This window comes from Gammaproteobacteria bacterium (genome assembly GCA_036381015.1).
Lineage (GTDB): Bacteria > Pseudomonadota > Gammaproteobacteria > Steroidobacterales > Rariloculaceae > ZC4RG20.
In genome coordinates this window covers 1-21,209 of sequence record DASVDR010000014.1, presented here as the reverse complement: position 1 = coordinate 21,209, position 21,209 = coordinate 1, and the positions used below count along the sequence as shown (strand labels likewise).

21 protein-coding genes and 1 pseudogene are annotated in these 21,209 nt (G+C 66.5%); 12 read left to right on the top strand and 10 right to left on the bottom strand.

All coding sequences use genetic code 11. From position 1 onward, the window contains the following. Positions 1-54: 54 nt before the first annotated feature. The 6 genes and pseudogenes from VF329_05520 (at position 55) to VF329_05495 (ending at position 5,095) form a co-directional block, all read left to right on the top strand. Complete coding sequence (locus VF329_05520) at positions 55-549, top strand: DUF1269 domain-containing protein (protein HEX7080452.1); 495 nt, start codon at positions 55-57, stop codon at positions 547-549. A 44-nt stretch (positions 550-593) separates the two neighbouring features. Beyond that, complete coding sequence (locus tag VF329_05515; protein ID HEX7080451.1) at positions 594-2,183, top strand: AbgT family transporter; 1,590 nt, start codon at positions 594-596, stop codon at positions 2,181-2,183. A 142-nt stretch (positions 2,184-2,325) separates the two neighbouring features. Beyond that, positions 2,326-2,559 carry a hypothetical protein gene (locus VF329_05510; GenBank protein HEX7080450.1) on the top strand — a complete coding sequence of 78 codons (234 nt, stop codon included), beginning with the start codon at positions 2,326-2,328 and terminating at the stop codon, positions 2,557-2,559. A gap of 60 nt (positions 2,560-2,619) precedes the next feature. After that, a complete protein-coding gene (locus tag VF329_05505) occupies positions 2,620-4,437 on the top strand; it encodes an adenosylcobalamin-dependent ribonucleoside-diphosphate reductase (protein ID HEX7080449.1) in 1,818 nt (605 codons plus the stop codon). 30 nt (positions 4,438-4,467) lie between these two features. After that, a pseudogene (locus tag VF329_05500) lies at positions 4,468-4,772 on the top strand (TCP-1/cpn60 chaperonin family protein). An 83-nt stretch (positions 4,773-4,855) separates the two neighbouring features. Continuing rightward, positions 4,856-5,095 carry a DUF1496 domain-containing protein gene (locus tag VF329_05495; GenBank protein ID HEX7080448.1) on the top strand — a complete coding sequence of 80 codons (240 nt, stop codon included), beginning with the start codon at positions 4,856-4,858 and terminating at the stop codon, positions 5,093-5,095. Between the two features lie 24 nt (positions 5,096-5,119). On the opposite strand, the gene VF329_05490 is transcribed toward VF329_05495, so the two are convergent. From VF329_05490 to VF329_05480, 3 genes are all read right to left on the bottom strand, one after another. Beyond that, positions 5,120-6,229, bottom strand: coding sequence for a CapA family protein (locus VF329_05490; GenBank protein ID HEX7080447.1), 1,110 nt, complete (start codon positions 6,227-6,229; stop codon positions 5,120-5,122). Positions 6,230-6,313: 84 nt separating this feature from the next. Beyond that, on the bottom strand, positions 6,314-7,609 hold the full coding sequence (locus tag VF329_05485) for a hypothetical protein (protein ID HEX7080446.1): 1,296 nt from the start codon (positions 7,607-7,609) through the stop codon (positions 6,314-6,316). Positions 7,610-7,924: 315 nt separating this feature from the next. Next, positions 7,925-8,728, bottom strand: a complete 804-nt coding sequence (locus tag VF329_05480; GenBank protein ID HEX7080445.1) for a hypothetical protein — start codon at positions 8,726-8,728, stop codon at positions 7,925-7,927. Between the two features lie 103 nt (positions 8,729-8,831). Here VF329_05480 and VF329_05475 point away from each other — a divergent pair, with 103 nt between their 5' ends. From VF329_05475 to VF329_05465, 3 genes are all read left to right on the top strand, one after another. Next, positions 8,832-9,068, top strand: coding sequence for a hypothetical protein (locus VF329_05475; protein HEX7080444.1), 237 nt, complete (start codon positions 8,832-8,834; stop codon positions 9,066-9,068). A 294-nt stretch (positions 9,069-9,362) separates the two neighbouring features. Beyond that, a complete protein-coding gene (locus tag VF329_05470) occupies positions 9,363-10,319 on the top strand; it encodes a universal stress protein (GenBank protein HEX7080443.1) in 957 nt (318 codons plus the stop codon). 88 nt (positions 10,320-10,407) lie between these two features. Continuing rightward, entirely contained in the window at positions 10,408-11,670 is a 1,263-nt protein-coding gene (locus VF329_05465) for a glycosyltransferase (protein HEX7080442.1), read from the top strand. 10 nt (positions 11,671-11,680) lie between these two features. Here VF329_05465 and VF329_05460 read toward each other — a convergent pair whose 3' ends face one another. From VF329_05460 to VF329_05450, 3 genes are read right to left on the bottom strand one after another with little or no spacing between them, the layout of a single operon-like run. Beyond that, a complete protein-coding gene (locus VF329_05460) occupies positions 11,681-12,130 on the bottom strand; it encodes a CBS domain-containing protein (protein HEX7080441.1) in 450 nt (149 codons plus the stop codon). Beyond that, on the bottom strand, positions 12,108-14,549 hold the full coding sequence (gene ppsA / locus VF329_05455) for a phosphoenolpyruvate synthase (protein ID HEX7080440.1): 2,442 nt from the start codon (positions 14,547-14,549) through the stop codon (positions 12,108-12,110). Before ppsA ends, VF329_05460 begins: the two co-directional genes overlap by 23 nt. Before the next feature lie 23 nt (positions 14,550-14,572). After that, entirely contained in the window at positions 14,573-14,875 is a 303-nt protein-coding gene (locus VF329_05450) for a DUF2934 domain-containing protein (protein ID HEX7080439.1), read from the bottom strand. A gap of 183 nt (positions 14,876-15,058) precedes the next feature. On the opposite strand from VF329_05450, the gene VF329_05445 reads away from it, so the two are divergent. From VF329_05445 to VF329_05435, 3 genes are read left to right on the top strand one after another with little or no spacing between them, the layout of a single operon-like run. Then, positions 15,059-15,754: a DUF1538 domain-containing protein gene (locus VF329_05445; protein HEX7080438.1), complete on the top strand. Its 696-nt coding sequence runs from the start codon at positions 15,059-15,061 to the stop codon at positions 15,752-15,754. After that, positions 15,751-16,491 carry a DUF1538 domain-containing protein gene (locus VF329_05440; GenBank protein HEX7080437.1) on the top strand — a complete coding sequence of 247 codons (741 nt, stop codon included), beginning with the start codon at positions 15,751-15,753 and terminating at the stop codon, positions 16,489-16,491. Before VF329_05445 ends, VF329_05440 begins: the two co-directional genes overlap by 4 nt. Positions 16,492-16,493: 2 nt before the next feature. Then, on the top strand, positions 16,494-16,826 hold the full coding sequence (locus VF329_05435; GenBank protein ID HEX7080436.1) for a P-II family nitrogen regulator: 333 nt from the start codon (positions 16,494-16,496) through the stop codon (positions 16,824-16,826). Positions 16,827-16,853: 27 nt separating this feature from the next. On the opposite strand, the gene VF329_05430 is transcribed toward VF329_05435, so the two are convergent. The 4 genes from VF329_05430 to VF329_05415 form a co-directional block, all read right to left on the bottom strand. Beyond that, the gene (locus VF329_05430) at positions 16,854-17,450 is read right to left on the bottom strand and encodes an FtsX-like permease family protein (protein HEX7080435.1); all 597 of its coding nucleotides are present in this window, start codon (positions 17,448-17,450) and stop codon (positions 16,854-16,856) included. Positions 17,451-17,633: 183 nt separating this feature from the next. Then, complete coding sequence (locus tag VF329_05425; GenBank protein ID HEX7080434.1) at positions 17,634-18,215, bottom strand: hypothetical protein; 582 nt, start codon at positions 18,213-18,215, stop codon at positions 17,634-17,636. A gap of 77 nt (positions 18,216-18,292) precedes the next feature. Beyond that, on the bottom strand, positions 18,293-19,636 hold the full coding sequence (locus VF329_05420) for a hypothetical protein (protein HEX7080433.1): 1,344 nt from the start codon (positions 19,634-19,636) through the stop codon (positions 18,293-18,295). 229 nt (positions 19,637-19,865) lie between these two features. Continuing rightward, the coding region (locus VF329_05415) for a DUF222 domain-containing protein (GenBank protein ID HEX7080432.1) at positions 19,866-21,209 on the bottom strand (1,344 nt) is incomplete at its 5' end.

Genomic DNA, 21,209 nt, shown 5'->3' with positions numbered 1-21,209 from the left:
GGGGAAGAAATTCGAGCTCGACCGACGATGCGCCGCGGCGCAAAGGAGACGGAGATGAGCACTCTGGTGGCAGTGGTATTCGACGACGAAACGACCGCCTTCGACATGCGCAACCGGCTTCTGAAAATGCAGAAGGAATACCTGATCGAGATGGAGGATTCCGTCGTCGTCACACGGAACCAGAAGGGCAAGACGAAACTGGATCAGATCGTGAACCTCACGAGCGCCGGCGCGGTGGGCGGCGGCTTCTGGGGCATGCTCATCGGCCTCATCTTTCTCAACCCGCTCCTCGGCGCAGCCGTAGGCGCCACGGCGGGGGCGCTGTCGGGACGATTCTCGGACATCGGTATCGACGACGCGATGATGAAGGAGCTCGGGCGGTCGCTCAAACCCGGCTCATCGGCGCTCTTCGTTCTCGTCCGGCGCGCCACCGTCGACAAGGTCCTCGACGGGCTGAAGGAGTTCGCGGGCAAGGGGCGGGTGTTTCGCACGTCGCTCGACAAGGACGAGGAGGAATCGCTGAGGGAGGCGCTCGAGAAGGCAGCGTAGAGACGGAAGTCCGCGGCCGCTGGGGCGGCGGGGAGAAATGGACCATGGCGAAGCGATCGGAGCCGGTTGCGCCTGCCGAACTTCCGTCCGAGGTCGGCGAGGAGGTCGGCGAACGAAAATCTCGTGTCGAAAGGCTCCTCGACGTCGTCGAGCGCGTCGGCAACAGGGTCCCGCATCCGGTCGTCATCTTCGTGATGCTGATCGGCATTCTGATCCTGCTGTCTCACGTCTTTTATCTCTTCGGAGCGGCGGTCACGTTCGAGGCGATCGACCCGGAAACGGGGGAGCTCGTCGAAAACAGCGTCGCCGCTCAAAGCCTGCTGACGGCGGACGGCTTCCGCTTCATGTTCACGGGGGTCGTCGACAACTTCATGAGCTTCACCGCGGTGGGCGTGATCATCGTCGCGATGCTCGGCGTCGGCGTCGCGGAGGAAGCGGGTCTCATCCGCGCGCTGATCCACAAGCTCGTGCTGGTTGCGCCCCGCAAGGCGATGACCTACATCCTCGTGTTCATCGGGATCCTGTCGAGCGTCGCGGCGGACGCCGGCTACCTCGTGCTCATCCCGCTCGCCGCCGCCGCGTTCCTGAGCCTCGGCAGGCATCCGCTGGCGGGGCTTGCGGCGTCGTTCGCCGGTGTCGCGGCCGTCTTCAGCGTGAACATTCTGATCAAGCCGCTCGACGGCATCCTCACCGGCATCACCAACGACGCCATCCATATCCTCGATCCGTCGCGCTCGATCGAGCTGACCGCGAACTTCTGGTTCTCGGTCGCGTCCGTGATATTGCTGACGATCCTGGTCTCGCTGATCACCGAGAAGGTCGTCGAGCCTCGTCTCGGTGAATACACGGGCGAACGCCCGGAGCCCGTCAGCGGCGAGGGCGGCATGTCGCAGGACGAGTCGAGGGGGCTGAAGTACGCGACCTTTGCGCTCCTCGCAACGCTCGCCGTGTTCGCGCTGCTGACCCTGCCGTCATGGGCGCCGCTCCGCAATCCGGAAACGGGAAGCCTCCTCGCCGACTCGCCGTTCATGAACGGCCTGATCGTCTTCATCACGATCGTTTTTCTTGCGGCGGGCTGGGCTTATGGAGTCGGCGCGCGGACGCTGCGCACGAGCGTCGACGCGGTCAATGCCATGGAGAAGGCGGTTCGCGGCCTCGCGGGCCTGATCTTCCTGCTGTTCGTGATCAGCCAGTTCCTCGCCTTCTTCACCTACACGAACCTCGCGACGCTCGCCGCCGTGTCCCTCGGCGACGTGCTCGAAGGGGCGGGCCTGAACGCGCTGACGTTGCTGGTCGGTTTCGTGTTCGTCGTCGCGATACTCGACCTGATCATGACCGGCGCGATACCGAAGTGGGCGATCTTCGCTCCCGTGTTCGTGCCGCTGCTGATGCGGCTCAATGTCGATCCCGAGGCCGTCCTCGCGGCGTATCGCGTCGGGGACTCGCCGGTCAATGCGATCTCGCCGTTGAACGCTTATTTCGCGCTGATCGTGTCTTTCGCGATGAAGTACGACCCGAAAGCCGGCGTCGGGACGGTCATCGCCCTGATGCTGCCGTATGTCGTCGTCCTGTTCGTCGCGTGGACGTTGCTGCTGGCCCTCTGGCACCTGCTCGGTCTTCCGTGGGGTCTGTAGCCCGTCTGCACGTACCGTTTCGCTCGGGCGCCGCTCGGCATGCACGCGCCGGCCTCCATGCCTAGGTAGATGTTCGTATCGTCGATTCGGACCATGCGGCGCTATGTTGCGAATGTAGCTCGAATGACACCGGAGGTGCGAAATGACCACGTGTGAGACGTGCGGCAACGACTACGACAAGGCCTTTCAGGTCACGATGAACGGCAAGGCCCACACGTTCGATTCGTTCGAGTGCGCCATCAACGCCCTGGCCCCCACGTGCAAGCATTGCGGCAACCGCATCATAGGCCACGGCATCGAAGCGAGTGCCAGCATGTATTGCTGCGCTCACTGCGCCCACTCCGAGGGCGTCGGACGAGCCGTCGACCGAATCTGAGCGCAATCCCGCTCGAGAGCCCAGGCTCTCCGAGCCTCCCGCATCGCGCGAGGAGCTAGAATGACCGCGAGCGAGGAGACGATGGCAGAGTCGGCCTTCACGACCGAGATCGCGCACCACGTCTGGGAGACCAAGTACCGCTTCCGCGCCGACGGCGAAGGCGACCGCACGATCGAGGACACCTGGCGCCGCATCGCCCGTGCGCTTGCGGCCGCCGAGCGCGAGCGAAGCTGGGAAGCCCGCTTCTACTCCGCCCTCGAGGGCTTCCGCTTCCTGCCGGGCGGCCGCATCCAGGCGGGCGCCGGCACCGGCCGGCGCGTCACGCTCTTCAACTGCTTCGTGATGGGCACCGTCGTAGACTCGATGGACGGCATCTTCGACGCGCTCAAGGAAGGCGCGCTCACGATGCAGCAAGGCGGCGGCGTCGGCTACGACTTCTCGACGCTGCGGCCGCAGGGCACCCCGGCGAAAGCCGTCGGCGGCGTCGCCTCGGGCCCGGTCTCCTTCATGCGCATCTGGGACGCGATGTGCGCGACGCTCTTGTCCACGGGGGCCCGGCGGGGCGCCATGATGGCGACACTGCGCTGCGACCATCCGGACATACTCACCTTCATCCGCGCGAAGCAGACGCCGGGGGAGCTGCGCAACTTCAACCTATCCGTGCTCGTCACGGACGAGCTGATGGAGGCCGTGCGCGACGGGCGGGAATGGCCGCTCGTGTTTCCGGGCGACGGCGGGAACGAGACGATCGTGCGGCGGTGGTCGGGCTCGATGGAGCCCGTGCCCTGCCGCGTGCATGCGCGCGTGCCAGCGCGCGAGCTCTGGGAGGAGCTCATGCGCGCGACGTACGACCACGCGGAGCCCGGCGTGCTCTTCATCGACCGCATCAATCGCCTGAACAATCTCTGGTATCGCGAGCACATCAGCGCGACCAACCCGTGCGGCGAGCTGCCGTTGCCGCCGTACGGCGCCTGCGACCTCGGCTCCATCAACCTCGCGGCGTTCGTGCGCGAGCCGTTCACGCCGCATGCGGCGCTCGACCTCGATGCCGTCGCGGCGACGGCACGCATTGCGGTGCGCATGATGGACGACGTGATCGACGTGTCGCGCTTTCCGCTGGCGAAGCAGGCGGAGATGGCGCGCGGCGCCCGTCGTGCCGGTCTCGGCGTGACGGGGCTCGCCGACGCCCTGATCATGCTCGGGCTCCACTACGGCGAGGCGCCGGCGCGCGCGCTCGCTGCTCGCGCGATGCGGACGATCTGCCACGCCGCATACCGCTGCTCGGCGGAGCTCGCCGGCGAGAAGGGACCGTTCCCGTTCTTCGATCGCGACCGCTATCTAGAGGGCGAGTTCGTGCGCACGCTGCCGGAGGACATTCGCGACGCCATCGCGCGCCACGGCATCCGCAACAGCCATCTCACCGCGATCGCACCGACGGGGACCATCAGCCTGCTCGCGAACAACGTGTCGAGCGGCATCGAGCCCGTGTTCGACTTCCACTACCGCCGGCGCGTGCTCTCGCAGGACGGCTCGCTCAGCGAGCACGTGCTCACCGATTACGCGCTCGAGCGGTGGCGCGCGCTGCGCGGCGCGGAGCCGCGGCCGCGCTGGTTCGTGAGCGCGCTCGAGCTGCCGCCGCAGGCGCACCTCGACATGCAGGCCGCGCTCCAGCCGTACGTGGACAACTCCATCTCGAAGACGATCAACGTGCCAGCGGACTTCCCCTTCGAGCGCTTCAAGGACGTGTACCGGTACGCGTTCGACAAGGGCTTGAAGGGCTGCACCACCTATCGGCCGAACCTGGTCACCGGGGCCGTGCTCGAAGCCGCGGCGGAGGACGCGAAGCTCTGTTGCGTGCCGGAGCGCGAGGCCGATTAGGAGCGCGTCCGAGTTCGCCTGACCGTACCGACCGGCGTGCTGATTCTGCGCCGGGCGCTCGAGGCGCCGACGCGGCAGATTGCGGAGAACTCGGCCGCGGACGGCGGCGTGATCGTCGATCGCATGCTGAGCAGCGCAGGCAACGTCGGCTATGATGCCGCCCCAAGGAGTTCGTCGATCTCTTCGAGGCCGGCATCGTCGATCCCGCCAAGGTCGTGCGCCTCGCGCTCGAGAACGCCGTTTCCATCGCGAGCGTGCTGCTGCTCACGGAGGCGACGATGACCGAGAAGCCGGAGAAGCCCGAGGAGCGCCTGCCGGCCGAGCCGGCGATCTAGGAGCCTCGACCACGGCCGGCAGCCCTGTCGTTTGCCGCTCCCGAGTAATGGTCACATAGTCGGTCCGTCCACAGGAGGTACACATGGAAGGCAAGACTCTGCAAGTGGGTGCGCAGGATCCCGAGCGCAGAAACTCGCCGGTGGCCTGGGAAGAGGACGAGGACACCGACATGCTGCGAGAGTCGATCCCCGGGGACCCGGTGTGCTTCTTCAACGACAGCGCTTACCCCCATGGGACGACTGTCAAGAGCGGGGACGTGCTGCTACGTTGCGACCACGGACTGTGGGTCCCGGCGGGACCCAGCGACCCCACCAATCCGTGAGCGCACGAGCGCCGCGGCCCGCCGCTACGCTCGAACCCGGAACCGCAGCATCAGCCTGCCGTCGGCCGACAGCGACGCGCTCGTGCCGAGCGCCTCCCCTTCGCGAGTGAGCATCGCCGCGAGCCAAGCCGCGTCGGCATCGGCGGCCCGTTGCAGGCTGAACCGCAGCATCTTGAGCGGTGTGATTTCGCAGCGCTGCAGGCGGCCCGAGGAAGCGTCCAGGGTCACGAAATACATCAAGGACAAGTCCCCGCGATAGCGCTCGTGACCGGTGATGCCTTCGTAGTCGGTCAAGAAATCGCCGCAGCCGTACAGAATCAGCTTGCCCCGATAGACCTCGATGCCCTTCGCATGATGCGCCGAGTGGCCGTGCACGACGTCCACGCAGCCGCCGTCGATCAGCTCGTGGGCAAAGATGCGCTCGTCTTCCGGAATCGCGTAGCCCCAGTTGCCGCCCCAGTGCACGGACACGACGACGACGTCGCCCGCGGCTTTGAGGGGCTCGATGTATCGGGACAAGCGTCGCGCGGCCGCGCGGCTCAGGTCGCTCAGCAGCCTGACGCCCGGCGCCGACTCCGTTGCCGCCCACGCGGAAGGGATGCCGCTCGTCGCGGCGCCGCACGCGAACACGAGAACGCGTCCCGCGCCGAGCTCGATCGATGCCGGGGCCTGCGCCTCGCCGAGGTTCCGGCCGGCGCCCGCCGTGCGGATCCCCGCCCCCCGCAACACGTCGAGCGTCTCGACGAGCCCGTCGAACCCCCAGTCGAGCACGTGATTGTTCGCGAGCACGCAGCAATCGATGCCGGCCGCCGTCAGGCAGCCGACGTTTGCGGGGTGCATCCGGTAGTGGATGCCCTTGCCGGGCCAGTACGCGCCGCTGCGGGTTACGCTGGTCTCGAGATTCACGATGCGCGCATCGGGCGCGACGCGCGCGAGGTCGGCGAGAGCCGCGCCCCATATATAAGCGAAGCTCGCCGGGCGCGGAATGGCGCCGTTGGCGCGTTCCGCGAGCTCCACGTAGGTGCGCGCGTCGCGAACGTACGGCTCGTGGAGGCGCGGATCGCTCGGGTGCGGCAGCACCTGATCGATGCCGCGGCCGGTCATCACGTCTCCGCAGAGGAAGAGCAGCGTCACCCCGGCCCGCCCCGCCTCGCGAACATCGAACGATCGGACTGGCGCAGCCGCCATAGCGCAGTTCGGCGCCGGGGCCTCAAATCTTCAAATGGCCATGTCGAATCCGACGAGCACATAGTGCTCTTTCGTCTGATGGCCGACGAACGGTGGGCCGCCCCGCTCTTCGCCGAGGAGATCGGCATTCACCTCGAACACTACCTTGAGGTTGCGCATGAAGTAGTACGAGGCATTGAAGGTCACCGAGTCGATGGCAATGCCCTCGAAGATCGTGCCCGTATCGTCGAAGTCGTCGGCTTCCGCATAGTTGTAGAGCACCGAAAAGGTCCAGCGATCGTTACGGATGTAGTCGAGGCCGCCGAAGCCGCCGAACCACTCGAAGTCGCGCCCGGGCGTCGCGTCGAGGAAGTCCTCCCAGTCGTTCCACAACGCCTGCGCGTACCAATGGACGCGTCCATTCGGAAGCGTGCCGGCGGCGTCGAGGCCGAGGATTCGCTTGTCGCTGTTGCGAATGCCGCGCGATTCGCCCGCGACTCCGGCCGCGCTGCGCTGCTCGCCGGTCAGCGCAAAAACGCCGATTCCGGCGCGCCCGATCGGAAAGCCCACTCGCCCGAAAAGGTTCTTGCGGCTGTCGCTGTCGAACATCGCGTCCGGTCGCCGGTACCCGGGACTGTCGATGGCGAAGTTGTCCGTGATGCCGTTGCCGTTGACCGCGCCTAAAGCCACGTCCAATCGGCCGAAGCCCCGGTCGAAGATGACGCCCCGGTCATAAGTGATCCCGGCCGCACGATACGCGTAGAAGTCCTGGAACGTCAGCCGGACCTCGCGCGGGAACATCAGATCCGAGGCTTGGAACTGACCGAGCTGCATGCCGACGCCGGCTCCGAAGAGATCACCATGGCGAAACCAAGCGTCCTCGATCAGCGTCTCGCCGTTTCCGCCCTTCTCCGCGAAGATGCCGTAGAAGTAGTACGTGATGTCCTCCGAGAGCGGCGAGCTCGAGAGCAGCTTGATCAGGTACGGTGCCTGGAAATCGAAGTCGGAGTCGTTCCCGGTGGAGCCCGTGATCGGGTCGACATCCTCGCCGTCACGCCCCTGTACATACGCCTGCATGCGGACGGCGAACGGTGCGCGCTCCGGCAACGCAAGGCGCTCGTCGCCCAGGTCGAGCGTATGCGAGTCCCGCCAATTCGGCAGCTTGTAGTTGATGTCCGCGAAGTTCTCGCCGAAAGCGTTCAACCGCGGAAACGCATCGTGGCATACCGAGCAGCTCAAGTTGTAGCGCCTTGCGAACTCGGGCATCGACCAGGCGGCGGCCGGCGCCAGGAGCGATGCGGTCAGAGCGATGGCGGGCAATACGTGCGCGAGCAGGGTTCGTGGCATTCGCGGTATTCCGCCGATATTCGAGGTTCAAAGGCACGCTATCACATTGGAGTCACGGCGCTGGATTGCGACTTGTACCTACCGATGACGTGGACGATGTCCGGCACTTGCGGGTACCATCACCTACCAGGGCACGAATTCCCATGTCGAGGTCTTCCGATCGGACTCGAGACCTTTCGGATGCATCTTTCCGGCGAACTGGCCAGAAGCCTCCTCGAGGCCGCGCCCGATGCGACGGTCATCGTCGACGCCGAAGGCAAGATCGTCTTCGCCAACGCCCGAATCAAAGAAGCCTTCGGCTACGAGCCCTCCGAGCTATACGAGTCGCTCGTCGAGGTCCTTTTGCCGCCGAGATTCCGGAACGTCCATTTCGTGCATCGCGAAGCGTTCTCCGCTGCTCCCAAGCCCCAGCCGATGGGCACCGGGCTCGGGTTGTATGGGCTGCACAAGGACGGACACGAGTTTCCCGTCGAGGTCAGCTTGAGCCCGGTGCGTACCGATGCCGGCCAGCTGTTGGTCGTCGCCGCGATTCGCGACGCCACGCTGCACAAGGATACGGAGCATCAGCTCCTTCAAGCGAATCGGGAGAAAAGCCGTTTCCTGGCAGCGGCGAGCCACGATCTTCGCCAGCCGCTCCAAACCCTGAACCTGTTGAACCGCGTGGCGCGCCGCGAAGTGGTCGGCAACCCGCGGCTGGAAATGATCGTCGACAAGCAGCAGCGAGCGCTCGATTCGATGTCCGACTTGCTCGCCTCCGTGCTCGACATCAGCAAGCTCGACAGCGGCGCAGTCGTACCGGAGCTCGTCGACTGCCGCATCGACGACGTGTTCGAGCGTCTCGTCTCGGACTTCGAGCCGCAGGCCAACGAGAAGGGACTCGAGCTCGTGTTCGAGCGCTGCGGCGAGGGCGTGCGAACCGATGTCGCGCTGTTGCGCCGCCTGCTCGGCAACCTCGTCTCGAACGCCATACGCTATACCCACAGGGGAACCGTGGGGCTCCGGGCGATCGCCTGCGGTGGAACGCTCGAGATCGAAGTGACGGACACGGGAGTCGGCATTCCTCCCGATCAGATCGAGCCGGTCTTCGAGGAGTTCCACCAGGTCGATCGAGGCAGCCATCGGCCGGAAGGTCTCGGCCTCGGATTGTCGATCGTCCGACGCATCGCGAATCTGCTTGCGCTCGAAGTCGGCGTCCGCTCCGTGCCGAACCAGGGTACGACCCGTGATCAGCGACTACCATCTGCGGGGTGGCGAAACGGGACTGACGGTCGTCGAGGCCGTGCGCACGAGAGCGAAGCGGGAAATCCCCGTCGTGTTCTTGACCGGCAATACCACAGGTCAAGGTATCGACATCGCCTCCGTCGCGCGCGCCCGGCTGCTGACGAAGCCGCTGCGCGGCGACGAATTGCTCGAAACGATCCAGACGGAGCTCGCAGCCGCCCACCCCCGCAGCCCCTGAATCGACGCTCTGCGGAAGCCGCCGCTACCCGTAAACTCTCGCACAACCTCGGAAACCCTGGCCATACGCACTAGCCGCCGCCATCGGGCATCGGCTCCGGCGGTCGACGACTCGCAACGAAGCCGGCGATTCGCGCCGGAGCCGGCAGCCTGCCCGCCATCTTCGGTGTCACGGCTCGCGTAAGTACTTACCGAGGCAATCCGACCACTTCCACCGATTTCTGCGCATACTTTCGTGCGACGAGAATCGGCTTCGCCCGCAACGCCATCGTGAGGCTCTCCGATGCAGCGCATCTTGGTCGTCGTCGACCCCACAGCAAAGCAGCAACCCGCGCTGGAGCGCGCAGTGTGGTACGCGACGCGCGCGGGTGCGTCGCTCGAGCTTTTCGTCTGCGACTACGATCCGGCCCTCGCCGCCGATCCATCCATCGATCGGACCACATTGGAGAAGTCGCGCGCGAGCCGCATTCTGGACCATACGAGAAGGCTGAAGCGTCTCGCGCAAGATGCGGCGAAGCAAGGAGTGGCGACCGCCGTCGAGGCACGCTGGGACTACCCGCTGCACGAAGGTATCGCACGAAAAGCGACCGAGTCCGCGGTAGATCTCGTAATGAAGGACACGCATTATCACCCGGCATTGCATCGCTCCGTGTTCTCGAACACGGATTGGAACCTGATCAGGACGAGTCGAATCCCGCTTTGGCTCGTGAAGCCCCGTGCCGTGGCCGGACGGCCGATTGTCATCGCCGCCGTGGACCCCCTGCACAAGCGAGACGACCAAGGGACCCTCGATGGCGAGATCCTGTCCGCCGCCAAAGCCGTGCAGACGGCGGTGGGCGGAGAGCTGCACGTATTTCACGCCTTCGATATCGGCGCGGCCCTCGCCGCCTCGGGTGATGCGATCAGCGCGCCGTTGGCGCTGCCTATCGCCGAGATCACCGAAACGCTGAAGCGACGGCACCGCGAGGCCGTCTGGGCCCTTACCGACAAGCATGCCGTCGAGCGTCGTGACGTGCACGTTTGCCAAGGCGTGACGCGGGAACGCTTGTTGACGTTGGCCGACGAGCTGAAGGCCGATCTCGTCGTCATGGGCGCCGTTTCTCGCAGCGGCCTGCGGCGCCTGTTTCTGGGCAGTACCGCAGAGCAAATCCTCGACCACTTGCGCTGCGATGTCCTCATCCTCAACGCCGGCGGCGTCGGACTGTCACGCGCGGGGGACTACCGCGGAGCCGACTCGCATCCTGCCGCGTAAGTAGTTCCCCTTATGGCCTCGGGGCGGCCGATAGGCCGACCCTAACGAAGCGCATCGCGCCCGACAAATCCCACGAGGGCAGCGGATCATGCAGTTTCATGTCCTCTCTTTCGAAGGGCCGGACGCCTACTCGCGGGCCGGCGGACTCGCGACTCGGGCCGACGGACTGGTGCGCACACTCGCAGCGCTCGGCTTCGAAACGCATCTGTGGTTCGTCGGCGATCCCGACCTGCCCGGGCATACGAGCAGCGGACCGCTGCACTTGCATCGGTGGGCTCAGTGGGTAAGCCGTCATCATCCGGGGGGTGTTTACGACGGGGAATGGGGCAAGCACGAGGAATACGCCCGGACTCTGCCCCCGTACCTCGTGAACGAAGTACTCCTGCCCGCCGTGAAACGCGGCGAGCACGCGGTCGTGATGGCGGAGGAATGGCACACGGTCCACTCCGTCATGCACTTGAGCTGGCTGCTCTCCGGAGCCGGCATCCGCGACCGGGTCACCGTTCTCTGGAACGCGAACAACACGTTCGGGTTCGACCGGATCGATTGGCCCCGCCTCAAAAGCTCGGCCATCATCACGACCGTCAGCCGGTACATGAAACATCAGATGACGCCGCTCGGCGTGGAGGCGCTCGTCGTTCCGAACGGCCTGTCCGCCGAGGCCTTCGAGCCGTTGCCCGACGGCGCGTGCGCCGCGCTGCGCCGCCACTTTCGCGACCGTACCGTCATCGTCAAGATGGCGCGCTGGGATCCGGACAAGCGCTGGATGGCCGCGATCGAGACGGTGGCCGAGATGAAGCGTGCGGGCTGGCGGCCCCTGCTCCTCGCGCGCGGAGGTTCCGAGAGTTACGGCCGGGACGTCCTCGCCTCGATCGACGCGCACGGACTGAATCGGCTGGATCGTGAGTGGCGCGACTCCGGCGTCGACGGCGTGCTCGAAGCCCTGCGTGACATCGACGGCTCGATCGATGTCGTGAACCTCTGTTGCCACGTCGACCCGCCCGCGAAGCGGCTGCTGTTCCGCGGATCGGACGCCGTGCTGGCCAATAGCAGCCACGAGCCGTTCGGGCTCGTGGGGCTCGAAGCGATGGCGGCGGGCGGCCTCGCATGCACGGGGTGTACCGGCGAGGATTACGCTCTGCCGGGTCAAAACGCCATCGTGCTCGAGACCGGCGAGCCCAAGGAGTTCCTCGGCATGTTCGCGCGCCTGCGCGCTGCGCCCGAGGAGGCGCGAGCGATTCGCGACTACGGCGAGCTGACCGCTCGGCGCTTCTCGTGGCCGGAGATCGTCCATCACGTCCTCCTGCCGCGAGTGGCCCTCGCGAGCGGTCACCTCGACGGCGCGATTTGACTTCGGCCGGTCAGGGCCGAGCCTCGGCCTCCGCGCGCTGCCCGAAGCGAATGATGTCGCCGATGTGCGAGAGCTGAGTCGCGAGGTGGTCGACGACGTCGTCGATCGACAGGACGCCGACGAGCTCACCCTCCGAGCCCACGACCGGCACACGCCGCACGCCGAATCGGCGCATCTCGCGCAGCGCAAAGTCGATGCCGTTGTCCTCGCGCACGGTCAGCAGCCGGTCGCTCATGACGTCGCCGACCGTGAGCGTGGACGGATCCACTTTCTTCGCGACCACCGCGACGACGATGTCCCGATCGGTGATGATCCCGAGCGGCACGAGGCGCGCCTGCTTGAACTCCGCGACGATCAGGTCGCCGACGTGCTCCTTGCGCATGCGCTCGGCGGCCTCGGCGACGTCCGCGTCCGGCCCGATCGTGGCGACGTTGTGACTACAGATTGAGCTGACGGCCATCGGAATGCTCCCTTGCGGCGGATTCGACCTTCGAACCGAGCGCCGCCTCGGCGGCGGCGACGTGCTGCTTGACGGACACGAAGCTGTCCGGGCTGACCGAGATCGAGTCGATTCCGCACTCGACGAGAAACTCGGCGAATTCGGGATGGTCGCTCGGCGCCTGCCCGCACAGCCCGATCTTCACGTCCGACTGCTTCGCGGCGCGGATGACAGTGCCGATCATCCACTTCACGGCTTCGTCCTGCTCGTCGAAAAGCTCCGCCAGCTCGGCCGAGTCGCGGTCGACGCCGAGCGTGAGCTGCGTGAGGTCGTTCGAACCGATCGAGAAGCCGTCGAACCGCTGCGCGAAGGCGCCCGCGAGCACGACGTTCGACGGGATCTCGCACATCACGTAGACCTCGAGCCCTCGCTCGCCGCGCCGCAGCCCATGCTCGGCCATCACACCGAGCACGCGGTCCGCTTCGGCGACCGAGCGGCAGAACGGGATCATGACGACGACGTTCGCGAACCCCATGTCCTCGCGCAGGCGACGGATCGCACGACATTCGAGCGCGAAGCCCTCCCGATAGCGCGGCGAGTAGTAACGTGACGCGCCCCGGAAGCCGATCATCGGATTCTCTTCAGCCGGCTCGAACTCCGCGCCGCCGATCAGATTCGCATATTCGTTCGTCTTGAAGTCGCTCATCCGCACGATCACGGGCTTCGGGTAGTGGGCGGCCGCGAGCCGGGCGAGCGCCCGAGACAAGCGATCGACGAAAAAGAGCGTCTTGTCGTCGTAGCCGCGCGTGAGCTCCGCGATCGCATCCTTCGCCGCGACGTCCTGCAGGCGGTCGAAGCGAACGAGCGCCATCGGGTGAATCTTGATCTGCGTGTTGATCACGAACTCCATGCGCGCGAGACCTACGCCGTCCACCGGCAGTCGCCACCATCGGAACGCCGAGGCGGGATTGGCGAGGTTCAACATGACCTCGGTCCTCGTCTCCGGTATATCGGAGATCGAAAGCTCCTCGACTTCGAACTCGGCCGCGCCTTCGTACACGAAACCCTCGTCGCCTTCGGCGCACGAGACGGTGATCTCCTGCTCGTCCTGAAGCAACTCGGTGGCGTTGCCGGCCCCGACGATCGCCGGCAGCCCGAGCTCCCGGCTGACGATCGCCGCATGCGACGTGCGTCCGCCCAGGTCGGCGACGATGGCCGCCGCGCGTTTCATGATCGGCACCCAGTCGGGGTCCGTGTTCCGCGTCACGAGCACCGCCCCGTCGACGAAACGATCGATGTCGCGAGCGCTTTCGATGATGCAGACGCGGCCGGTGACGACAGCGTCGCCGATCGCGAGACCTGCGGCGAGGCGCCGGCCCTTCCGCGCGATGCGGTACGTCTTCAGCGTGGCCGTCTCGCGCCGCGCATGCACGGTCTCCGGGCGCGCCTGCACGATGAAAAGGCACCCGCTCTCGCCGTCCTTCGCCCACTCGATATCCATCGGCAGGCCGTAATGCCGCTCGATCGCGCAGGCCGAGCGGGCGAGCTCGAGGATCTCGCCGTCCTCGAGCACGAACGCCGCCCGCTCCAGCTTCGAGGTCGCGACGTTCTTCGTCGGCCGCGCCGCATCACCCGTGTAGATCATCTTGAGCGTTTTCTCGCCGCGTCTCTTCTCGATGATCGGCGAGACCGACGGATCGGAGAGCAACGGCTTGAACACCTGGTACCGGTCCGGATCGACGGCGCCTTTGACGACGTTCTCGCCGAGCCCCCAAGCGGCGTCGATCATCACGACGCGGTCGAAGCCCGTCTCCGTATCGATGGAGAACATGACGCCCGCCCCGGCGAGATCGGAGCGAACCATTCTTTGCACGCCGACCGAAAGTGCGACTTGCAGGTGGTCGAAGCCTTTCGCGTGCCGGTAGGCGATAGCGCGATCGGTGAAGAGCGAGGCATAGCAGCGGCGGCATGCGTCGAGCAGCGCGCGCTCGCCGCGCACGTTGAGGTAGGTCTCCTGCTGCCCGGCGAAGCTCGCATCCGGGAGATCCTCCGCGGTCGCGCTCGAGCGGACGGCAACGTCGGCGTCGGTGATGCCGGAGCGCCGGCAAAGCTCCCGATAAGCCGCGCCGATCTCTCGGGCGAGCTCGGGAGGCCAATCGGAGCGAAGCACGGCCTCGCGGATGCTCTTTCCCGCCTCCGCGAGCGTCAGCCGCCCGGCGCCGAGATCGGCGATCGCCGACCGAATGTGCCCTCCGAGGTCGTTCCGCTCGACGAAGCTCCGGTAGGCTTCCGCCGTCGTCGCGAAGCCCTCGGGAACGCGGATGCCGGTCCCCGAGAGGCTTCGAATCATCTCGCCCAGCGAAGCGTTCTTGCCGCCGACGCGGGCCACGTCGTCGCGCCCGACCTGGTCGAACCAAAGAATTTGCGTCTTCGCGTTCACCGGATCGCCGCGCGACCCGACCTTTATTCCGGCTTCGCGCCGTCCCCCGCAAGGCCGCTGTTCGCCCGCCTCCTCTTCGGCGTCGCCGCCGTCCCGCGCCCGCCGTTGCGCCGAGGCTCACGCTTCCGGGAGCCCAATCCCTCCTCGAGCCGCTCGAGCAAAGCGCGGCGCTCCGATTCACGTCGCAGCCTTGCGTCGATCTCGGCTTCAGCCTCGATCCAGTCGGGCACCGGGTCCCCTCCGCTGAAACCGCGCCGCTCTGCTCGGAAGTAAGCCGCCTCTGCGATCATCTGGCGGCGTCGCTCCTCGTCGGTCATGATGGTCATGTCGCTTCTCCCCCGGTCTGTCGCTGGGGTTACGGCTGATTTTCGCCGCGGGGACATGCGGCGCGATATCAGTAGTAGCGCGTATGCCTCGGTGCGGCGCGGGACGCCGGCGGCGCCGCCTTACGGTGCGCGGCCGCCGTCGCTACGGATCATGCGCTTCCCAAAAGAACGAATCGGCTGCCGATGCTCACGCTGCTGAAGCTGAAATTGTCCGAAACCATCAGGGCCGTCGCGCCTCTGATCATCGTCGTCGGCCTGCTCGAGGTCGTGCTCGTCGGCGCCTCGCCGGCGGTCCTGCTGCAGTATCTCGCGGGGTCGCTGCTGGTCACGCTCGGCTTGCTCCTGATCTTGATGGGCGTGGACTTCGGTATGCTGCCGATGGGCCGGTTCATCGGCGCGAAGCTGGCGGAGAAGGGGTCGCTGTTGCTGTTGCTCGCGGTCGCGTTCGCGCTCGGTTTCGCCACCACCGCTGCCGAGCCGGACGTCCTCGTGCTCGCCGGGCAAGTCGAAGAGGTCTCCGGCGGCACTCTACCCGGCCAACCCATCGTTTACATCATCGCGGGCGGCGTCGGGCTGTTCGTGGCCGTCGCCTTTCTACGGATCATATGGGGCTTCTCGATGGCATGGCAGTTGACCGCCGTCTACGCCGTGATGATCGCGCTGACGCTCGTCGCGCCCGCGGAGGTGATTCCGCTCGCTTACGACGCCGGAAGCGTGACGACGGGCGCCCTGACCGGTCCGGTCGTTCTGGCGGTCGCGCTCGGCGTCAGCGCGGTGATCGCGGGACGCTCGGCCGTGAACGACGGCTTCGGGCTCCTCGGCATGGCATCCGTCGGCCCGATCATCGTCCTCTTGATCATCGGATGGCTCGTGCGATGAGCGACCTGCCGCTCGTGACGGACGTGGTTCGCACGGCCCGGGGAGTCGCGCTCGCGGTGCTCCCGCTCGCGGCGCTGTTCACCGTGTTTCAAATGCTGTTTCTCAGGCTGCCGCGCTCCGAGGTGTCGAGGATCGCGGTCGGAACACTGATGGCCTCGATCGGGCTCTTTCTGTTTCTGCTCGGCGTCGCCGTCGGTTTCATGCCGTTCGGCCGCACCATCGGCGAAACGCTCGGCGCCTTTTCGCAAAAATGGCTGCTCGTGCCTTTCGGCGCGGTGCTCGGCTTCGTCACGACGTGGGGTGAGCCGGCCGTGCGTATTCTCGCCGATCAGGTCGAGCAGGCGTCGGCGGGCGCGATTCGGCAACGCTTGGTGCTGCTGGCCATATGTGCGGGCGTCGCCGTCGCGGTGGGACTCGGGATGCTGAGGATCGGGTACGATCTTCCACTGTTTTGGATTCTGATCCCCGGGTACGGTCTCGCCATCGTCTTGATCTGGCTCAGCGATCGAGAATTCGTCGCGATCGCGGTCGATTCCGGGGGCGTCGCCACGGGTCCGCTGGCCAACACCTTCCTGCTGGCCCTCGCGCTCGGCACATCGGCCGCCGCTACCGGTCGCGATCCGCTCGTCCAGGGCTTGGGTCTGGTGGCCCTCATTGCGCTCGCACCGATCATCTCGGTGATGCTGCTGGGTCTGGTCGTTCGGATGAAAGAGCGCCCGAAAAGGTTGGAGTCGTGAACATGAACGCTTCGCTCATCGTCAGCATCGTCAGGAAAGGTTGGGGCAGCAGCGTGCTGGAGGCCTCGGTGAAGGCGGGCGCGCGCGGCGGCACCGTGCTCTTCGGCCGCGGTGCGGGCATTCACGAGCACGAGAAGATCTTCGGGATGTCGATCGAGCCGGAGAAGGAGATCGTGCTGACCATGGTCGGCTCGGAGCAGGTGGACTCGGTTCTCGACGAGATCGTGCGCACGGCCGAGCTGAACACCACCGGCCGCGGCATTGCGTTCGTGCTTCCCGTCGACAAAGTCGTCGGAGTAGCGCATTTCATGATGGCGGGGTCCGATCACGATTAACCGTCCTCGGCTTCCTCGCGGCCGCCCTCACTCCGCCCGCAGCGCCTCGACCGGATCGACCCGCGCGGCGCGGCGCGCGGGAACGTAGGCCGCCGCCAGCGCGACGAGGAAGAGAAGCGTAGGCACGGTCGTGAAGGTGATCGCATCGGTCGGAGCCACACCGAACAGGAACGACGACAACAGCCGGGTCACGGCCAAGGCGCCTGCGATGCCGAGCCCGACGCCGCACGCGGCGAGCAGCACCGCGCTGCGCAGCACGGCGCCGATCACGTTGCGGCGCTCGGCACCGAGCGCAATCCGCACGCCGATCTCGGCGGTGCGCTGCGTCACCGCGTAGGACAGCACGCCGTAGAGGCCGACGGACGCGAGCACGAGCGCGAGCACCGCAAAGCCTCCGACGAGCATCATCTGGAGGTTACGGTTCGCCAGCTCGGCGTCGAAGATCTCCTCCATGGAGCGCATCGATGCGACCGGCTGGTCCGCGTCGACGGACCAGACGGCGGCACGGATCGCGCCCGCGAGCGCCATCGGATCCCCCTCGGTGCGCACCAACAAGTGCGTCGGCCACATGAACGTGAACGCCGCCGGCACTTGCGCGAGCGGGAACGATTGATTTTCAAGCATTCGGGCCGGCGGTGGACGACGACCGGCACGAGAGCTCGTCCCGCAAACGAGCCCGGAGTCCCGCAACCGGGACCGAGCATCGGCGGGCGCGGTTTCGCGCCCGACTGGTTTCACCGAAGCGCGGCCGCGCCGCCGCGGTATCGGGCAGGGGCAGCGCGGCCAGGCGCCGAAAGCTCGCGCGGACTACTGCTCCAGTCGGGCCAGCTCGGTCGCGTCGAGCTTCTGGTCGCCGTTCTGGTCGAGCTGGTCCCACTCGGCTGAAAGCCGGGCATCGCCTTGCGCTTCCTGCCGCGAAATCGCGCCGTCGCCGTCCTCGTCCAACTGCTCGACGCGTGGATCTCGGACCACCTCTTGCTGGTGGCGTGTCGTGGGCAAGCCCTCCTCCGTGGGCCCGCTCTGCCCCGTTTCCGCGTCTCCGCCTTCGGCCGAGCTCGTCGCGCTCGTGTCGAATTCGGAGAACTCCGCCGAATCGAGCACGTCATCGCCGTTCCGATCGTAGCGACTCCAGCTCGCCGTCAGGGAAGGTTCGGCCTGCGCCTCCTGCCTGGAGATCGCGCCGTCGCCGTCCTCATCCAGCCGCTCGAAGAGATCGCTGCTTATCTCCCGAACGGCTTCCTCCTGGTGACGCGTCGCAGGTATTCCTTCCCGGCTTTGCTCTTCAGTTGCTTCCCGGCTTTGCTCTTCAGTTGTTTGCGTTTGCTGAGCACCGGCCGTTCCAAGCAAAAGCAGCGCGCACGCGGACGTCACTGTATTTACCGGTCCCATCGGTGTCTCCTCGCCGGCACCGCGAAATGATGCCGACGGGACCGGCGTGCAATGAGCGTGCCACACGCCGCCGGGTCTTACTCGAAATTGAAGATATCCTCGTTCGGCTCCGGCCTCTGCATGCCTTGCTCGAAATTCTCCTCCCAGATGTGCGCCCACGGCCGGCCGTAGATGTCGGGCACTTCGTATTCGATGACCTGCCCGGGGACGACCGGCGACGCCTTGCCTTCGATCGGATAGATCGTCGGCACGCACTCGATGAACGTGTAGGGGTCGCCTTCGGAGACGTCGCTTCGCTTCATGAGGTTGCGGATGATGCGGACGGGCTCTACGAGCGCCTCGGGGTCGTAGAAGATCGCCTCATGGTTCAAACCCAAGAACCTCCCGGCCTCGTCGCGGACCGGTGTGTAGATCTCGACGGTTTGCATCTTGTTCGAGAACTCGAACGCCCCGTGAACCATCCAGCCCTGTATGTTCGACGTCCACGTGATCAGCGTGTCGCCATCCCAGAAGCCGATCGTCTCGCCGTACCAGCGGGGCACGTCGGCGCCGAGCCGCGGCACGGCGCCTTCCATGTTGAATTCACGCCCGATGTAGATGTTCGTGATGAAGTTGCGCGCCACCCCCGCCAAGATCTGCACGATCTGCGGCGTCGCGATGATTTGATGCTCCCGCACCGCCGCCTCATGCCAGCGGCGCATGAAACCTTCCGGCCAGCAATACTGAGAGGGCCACTGGGCATGGCCGCGGCCCTCGTGGTAGGCCAGCTGCACCATGCGCTTCTGATACTCCGGGGTGAGCAGCGACAGGATCGTCGGTATCTGATTGTGGTGCCCTCTGTACCAATAGTCGTTACCGGGCGTCGCGCTCGGACGCATATAGAAGCCGGTCCAGTCCGCGATGTCCTCGTACGCCGGCGTCGTCGGCCCGCCGCGCTTCTTTGTCTCGGCGAGCAGCGCCTCGTAGTGCTGCTGCGCGCTCTCGAACGGGTACGGGCTCACCATCGCCTCGCGCGGGTAATCCCGGTCGCAATGCCCCCAAGCCGCGGTCGACGGGTCGTTGTTGACGATCAACGGATTGCCGACCGCGCCCGACTCGGCCTCGATGCCGATCGGGCTGTTGCAGCGGTAGTATCGGGGATCGCTCCACAGAGCCTTGTCACGGTAGAAGTCGTCGGTAGTGAAGATATCCACCGGCAGCGGCGTCACGCCCGGCGGCACGTCGCCGCCGCGCGCGGTTCCGCCGAACTCGCCCCCTGCGCCGAACGAGAACTCGGGGCCGACCTCTTCGTACTCGCGTGCGTCGGCGGCAAGCGGCCACCCGCGGCCCACGCTGTCGAAACCGGGATCGACGACTTGTTGCGCCTGAAGCGACGTGCCGAAGAGGATGCCGGCCATCGCAAGAGATGAGAATGCCTTCATCGTCCTGTTGTCCCTCCTAATCGTGCGACCTCCGCGGAGTCGGCTCGAGAGGCCGGCCGACCGCCGGCAGGATACGCCATCTAACGACGAGAACATATTCGCGCCGCCCCGATGCACGGTTCTTGGACAATTTCTCGCTGTCGCCCACGATGCGCTCCTCGATCGACACGGCGAATCAGCGCCATCGAGCAGCACCATCGACCAGCACCATCGATCAGCGCGTCATTGATCAGCGCCATAAACAATGTGTGGAAGCCGGCGCCTCCCTCACCATCGACGTTTCCGCGGGGGGACGCAACTCCGCGAAGGGGTGCGCCGCCTCGAGCTCCTCCGCGGAGGCGTGGCCGTCGAAGTACTCCGTCACGGCTTCGGCGCCGTCGTCGGTCATATCCTCCGGCCGATAGCCGCACGCCGGCACCGCCCGCCCGTCGGGCCGCCGGAAAAACCAGCGGTCCGCGTAGTCCTTCTCGATCGTGAAGCCGCCCTCGTGCACCCAAGTATGGTGCCGCGTGCACAGGAGCAGCATATTCTCGAGGCTATGTTCGCCGCCGTTCGCCCAGTGCTTGATGTGGTGGGCGTCGACGAACCGCGTGCGACCGCAGCCCGGGAATCGGCAACCCTTGTCCCGCGCCCACAGCGCCCGATGGAGGGCCGTCGGCACGGTCCGCGTCCTGCGACTGACGCTCAGCGGCTCGCCTTCGTGGTTCTCCACCAGCACCATGAGATCGCTGTCGCAGGCAATGCGCCGCACCGTTTCGATGGGCAGCCCCGAGCGGCCCCCGCCTCCGCGGAGGGCCGACTCCTCGACGTGCACCGTGACCTGGTAATGGTCCGACGTCCGGGAGGAGCCGTCCTTTCGGCCGCTCAAGTACGCTTTTGCGAGCGCCACCAGCGCATCCGCGCGCTGCGCACTCCAGCTCTCGCCGGCAAGCTCGGGGCTTGCGGAGGCGCCCTCCTCGAGCACCGGCTCCAGCGCCCGGTCGAGCGCCTTGTCGACGAGCTCCCCGGCTTCGAGCGGCAGCTCGACCGTGATCGACACCGTTCCCCGAGCCGGATCGCGGTGCAAGCTCAATGCGCGCCTCGCCTGGGCGCGCACCGCCTCGCGGGTGGAGGTGCCGGAGCCGTAGCGCAGCTCGCGGCAGCGCTCCTCGACCCGCGCCGCCGTGGTGCCGAGCGCGAACGTGAGCAGCTCGTCTTCATTCGCAGGCCCGGCGACTCGGGTCAGCGCCCGCACCTTCGAATAGGAGAGCCGGCCTTCGGCGAACGCCCGGCCGATCGCGGGCAGCGTCTTCAGCGCATGCGCAACCCGGACCTTCTCGCGGGCGGCGTTCAAGCTGAGGTCGCAACGCCAGTGCAGCCACTCGGCGCAGGAGTCGAAGGCCCACGCGAGCCAGCCGGCACGCTCGTCGAAGCAGCGGATGAGCACGAGGAAGTCGTAAGTCGCGGCGTTGATGCGAGCGGCGAGATTCACGATCTCGCGGTCCAGCGCGTCGATGGAGGGATGAGGGTCGGCCCGGACTTTTGCAGCGGACGCGGAGCGGGCAACGGCGTCGGTGGCCATCGGGGCGCCTCC